Origin of the sequence: Curtobacterium sp. B18 (assembly GCF_000333375.1) — a bacterium.
In the GTDB taxonomy this organism is placed as follows: domain Bacteria; phylum Actinomycetota; class Actinomycetes; order Actinomycetales; family Microbacteriaceae; genus Curtobacterium.
In genome coordinates this window covers 1-4023 of sequence record NZ_BACZ01000024.1, presented here as the reverse complement: position 1 = coordinate 4023, position 4023 = coordinate 1, and the positions used below count along the sequence as shown (strand labels likewise).

Here is a 4023-nt window from a genome sequence, read left to right as displayed (position 1 = left end):
TGTCATCGTGCCCGAGGCCGACGTCGACGCCGTCCGGGAGCGCTTGGCCCGGACCACGGCGGACGTCCGGTCGCTCGGGTCGCCCCGGCCGGGGTCCGTCACGGTGCTCACGGGTGCCGATGCGAAGGGCCTCGAGTTCGACGGCGTGCTGCTGGTCGATCCGGAGCGGGTCGGACAGGACGCGGCACGTGCGGCTGCTGCCGTGTACGTCGCCATGACGCGCCCGACGCGTCGCCTGACCGTCGTCGACGTCACCTGAGGGCCGCCCGCGGCACGTCGTGCGCGCGTCGTGCGTCGCGCGGGTCACTTCGTGAGCAGGAATGGTCGGGTGCGCGCGGGCGACCCGACCATTTCTGCTCACCAAGCGCAATGGGGCGGGCGCGCGGGCGGACGGGAGGCGCGGGGCGCGTCCGTCAGGTCGGGGCGCCCTCGGCCCGCACGCGCGTCACGAGTGCCGCCCACGGGCCGTCGAGGCGGGTGCCGGGGATCGTGACCGTCGTCCGTTCGACGGTGATCGTCCACGTGAAGTCGTCGCGGACGCCCGGTGCCGGGGCGCTCGGGGCGTCGCGGGGGAGCGCCCCGACGAGCTCCGACCACCCGGCGGGGTCGTCCGAGGCGTCGGTGTCGACGCGCCACCCCCTGGTCGTGCCGGCGATGCCCCCACTGCGGCGGACGTCGATGTGCATGGTGCCGACGGTACGCCGACGGCCCGGTTCAGTCGAGCACGCCCACCGTCCGCCAGGCGTCCGCGACGGCGGTGTGCTCGGCGGAGCCGTCCCCGAAGCGGGTGCGGGCGGCGTCGACCGTGACGGCCGCGAACCCGGCGAAGTCGATCGACGCGGTCACCGCGCTCGACGTGAGGGCGTCCCACCAGACGGCGCCGGCCCCCTCCCACGCGTTGCCCCCGATCGCGGTGGCGGCGAGGTAGAACGCGTGGTTCGGGATGCCGGAGTTGGTGTGCACGCCGCCGGAGTCCTCGGTGGTGTCGACGTACCCGGCCATGGTCGCGGGCTGCGGGTCCTTGCCGAGCACCGGGTCGTCGTACGCGGTGCCCGGTGCCTTCATGGACCGCAGGGCGACCCCGTGCACCGCCGGTGTGAAGAGCCCCTCGCCGATGAGCCACGACGCCTGGTCGGCGCTCTGGCGCCTGGCGTACTGGGCGACGAGCGAGCCGAACACGTCGCTGATCGACTCGTTCAGCGCGCCGGACTGCCCCTCGTACGTCAGGTCGGCGGTGTACTGCGTGACACCGTGCGCGAGTTCGTGGCCGATGACGTCGACCGCGATCGTGAAGCGCTCGAAGACCTCGCCGTCGCCGTCGCCGAAGACCATCCGGCTGCCGTCCCAGTAGGCGTTGTCGTAGTCCTGCCCGTAGTGCACCGTGGCGTCGAGGGGCAGCCCGGCGCCGTCGATCGACACCCGTCCGAACACCTCGAGCCAGAAGGCGTGCGTGTCGCCGAGGCCGGTGTACGCCTCGTCCACCGCGGCGTCACCGGTGACCGGGTCGCCCTCGCGCCGGACGGTCGTGCCGGGCAGGGTCGTGCCCCCGTGGGCGTCGGAGATGGTCCGCTGCGGCGAGCGGTCGACCGTGCCGCTGACGCCCTGCGGCGGGACCCGGTGGTCGTGCTTCGGTCGCTGCACGGTGTCGAGCGAGGCCAGCGCCGTCCGGGCGGCCGACGACGCACGGGGGAAGCCCTGGGCGTCGGCCACGGCGCGGAGCAGGTACGGCGGGACGACGGATCGGATGCGGTCGCGCGGGGTCATGGCGTCATGCAACCACCGGGCACCGACACCGCCCTCAGCCCTCCTTGCGGTTCTCCACGAGGGCGAGCGCGTAGGACTCCCACCACACGCCGGCAGGGGGTCCGCCGTTGCAGGTGCCGTCGCTCAGCCCGGGCGTCTTCACCCAGAGCAGGGCGTCGAGCCGGGTGGAGCCGCGGGTGACGTGCGGGGTCTGCCCGAGCCCCGCGCCCTCGGGGTTGCACCAGGTGCCGCGCCAGCCCTGCCCGTTGCGCGAGACGTCGATGACGAAGTGCGGGTCGCCCCCGATCGCGTCGGCGAGCCGGTCGGCCCAGGCGCGTTCCTGGTCGACGCGGTAGAAGTTGGACACGTTCGTGAAGAAGCCCTGCACCCGGTCGACCCCGGCCTCGCGCAGCCACCGCGCCATCGTCGCCGTCGGCACGCGGTTCTCGTTCCCGCCGTCGAGGTAGACGGTGAGGCCGTGCCCGGTGAGCTCGTCGACGGCCTTGCGGAGCAGCGGCAGGCGGTCGCGTTCGAGGCGCTTGCACACCTGGATCTGGGCGATGGCGTCGGGTTCGACCAGGACCACCGCGTGGGAGCCGGCCATCGCTCGCACTGCCGACCGGACCCACGGCAGGTACGCGTCCGCCGCGGTCCCGCCCTTCGAGTAGCTGCCGCAGTCGCGGTCGGGGACGTTGTAGAGGACGAACACCGGTGTCTTCCGTTGCCGCTCAGCGCTGCGGACGACGTCCCGGATGGTCTGACGCGTCTCGGACACCGAGGTGTTCGTCAGCCAGGTGGCGATCGGCTGGTCGGCGATCACGGCGATCTTCCGCGCCGTCGCGCTGTCGCCGTCGGCCCGCGCCGTGGCCTCGCGTCGGCCGGGTTGGTTCTCGGCGGCGGGCTGCTCGGCGAGTCCGCCGGGGAAGGCCTCGGCCGCCGTCTTCCGCTCGGCGACCTGCCGGCCCGTCGGTGCGGTGTCGCGGGGGAGCACCAGCACGAGCGTCACGACGAGTGCGGCGACCACGACCGCGGCGAGCCCGATCCAGGTCCACTGGCGGCGGCCGGGGCTCCGGCGTGCACGGGTTCCGTCGAGACTCGGCATGCGCCCATGCTCGCAGGTGTGACCCGCACGCGGCCAGGCCCGGAGGACGCACCGGGCGTTCACCCAGCGTGGCCGTCGGTTCTTGCCAGGACGGTGCCCCAGACTGTCCGGATGTTCCGGAAGCTCCTCCTCCTCGCCCTGACCGCGGCGTACGCCTGGGTGATCTGGCGGATGACCCTCACGCCGCAGGTCTTCACCTCGGCGCAGAACTCCCTCGTCCTGCACGCCATCGCCTGGGTGCAGCAGCTCCCGCACGGCGCGTGGTTCACGTACGAGCGCACGGAGTTCCTCGCCAACATCGCGATGTTCGTCCCCGTCGGCATGCTCGCCGCGCTCTGGCTCCCGCGTCGGTGGTGGATCCTCGGCGCACTCGTCGCCGTCGTGCTGTCCACCGGGATCGAGTTCGCGCAGGCCACCTACCTGCCGTACCGCGTCGCCGATCCGCGCGACGTCCTGTCCAACGGGCTCGGCCGGCCTTCCGGATCCTCGCGACCGTGGTCATCCCGACCTTCCGCTTCTCGGCGCGCTACCACTGGCACGGTCCGAACCGGCTGCCCGCCGAGGGCGCCGTGAGCTGTCGCTCAGCGCGAGAGTCTGGCGCGCACTACCAGCTGACGGGGAGCGGCTTGCCCTCCTCGTAGCCGGCGGCCGACTGGATGCCGACGAGCGCCCGCTCGGAGAACTCGGCGAGCGAGGACGCGCCCGCGTACGTCGCCGAGCTGCGGACACCGGTGGTGATCATGTCGAGCAGGTCCTCGACGCTCGGCCGCTCCGGGTCGAGGTAGATCGTCGACGACGAGATGCCCTCGGCGAAGAGCGCCTTGCGGGCCCGCTCGTACGGGTCGAGGCGCTCGAAGCGCTCGCGGACGGCCTTCGCCGACGCCATGCCCCAGCTCTCCTTGTAGGCCTTGCCCGCGGCGTCGCGGCGGAGCACGCCCGGCGCCTCGAGCGTCCCGGCGAACCACGAGCCGATCATCACGGCGGAGGCGCCGGCAGCGAGGGCGAGCGCGACGTCTCGCGGGTAGCGGACCCCGCCGTCTGCCCAGACGTGCGCGCCGAGCGAGCGCGCGGCGGCGGCCGTCTCGAGCACGGCGGAAGACTGGGGGCGACCGACGGCCGTCATCATGCGCGTGGTGCACATCGCGCCGGGGTCCGACGCCGACCTTGATGATGCTCGC

The 4023-nt window shown here is 73.4% G+C and carries 5 protein-coding genes and 1 pseudogene; 2 read left to right on the top strand and 4 right to left on the bottom strand.

Annotated elements, in window-relative coordinates; translation table 11 throughout:
* A partial coding sequence (locus I5E_RS00740; RefSeq protein ID WP_031260877.1) for an ATP-binding domain-containing protein occupies positions 1-259 on the top strand: 259 nt, incomplete at its 5' end.
* A 154-nt stretch (positions 260-413) separates the two neighbouring features.
* On the opposite strand, the gene I5E_RS20815 is transcribed toward I5E_RS00740, so the two are convergent.
* From I5E_RS20815 to I5E_RS00725, 3 genes are read right to left on the bottom strand one after another with little or no spacing between them, the layout of a single operon-like run.
* Positions 414-686 (bottom strand): protealysin inhibitor emfourin, encoded by a 273-nt coding sequence (locus I5E_RS20815; protein WP_022905319.1) that lies wholly within the window; start codon positions 684-686, stop codon positions 414-416.
* Positions 687-714: 28 nt separating this feature from the next.
* A complete protein-coding gene (locus tag I5E_RS00730) occupies positions 715-1764 on the bottom strand; it encodes a M4 family metallopeptidase (protein WP_022905318.1) in 1050 nt (349 codons plus the stop codon).
* Between the two features lie 34 nt (positions 1765-1798).
* On the bottom strand, positions 1799-2845 hold the full coding sequence (locus I5E_RS00725) for a glycoside hydrolase family 6 protein (RefSeq protein WP_022905317.1): 1047 nt from the start codon (positions 2843-2845) through the stop codon (positions 1799-1801).
* Between the two features lie 111 nt (positions 2846-2956).
* Here I5E_RS00725 and I5E_RS25045 point away from each other — a divergent pair, with 111 nt between their 5' ends.
* On the top strand, positions 2957-3418 hold the full coding sequence (locus I5E_RS25045; RefSeq protein ID WP_022905316.1) for a VanZ family protein: 462 nt from the start codon (positions 2957-2959) through the stop codon (positions 3416-3418).
* Positions 3419-3449: 31 nt separating this feature from the next.
* Here the strand turns inward: I5E_RS25045 and I5E_RS00715 are convergent.
* A pseudogene (locus tag I5E_RS00715) lies at positions 3450-4023 on the bottom strand (IMP dehydrogenase); the annotation flags it as partial.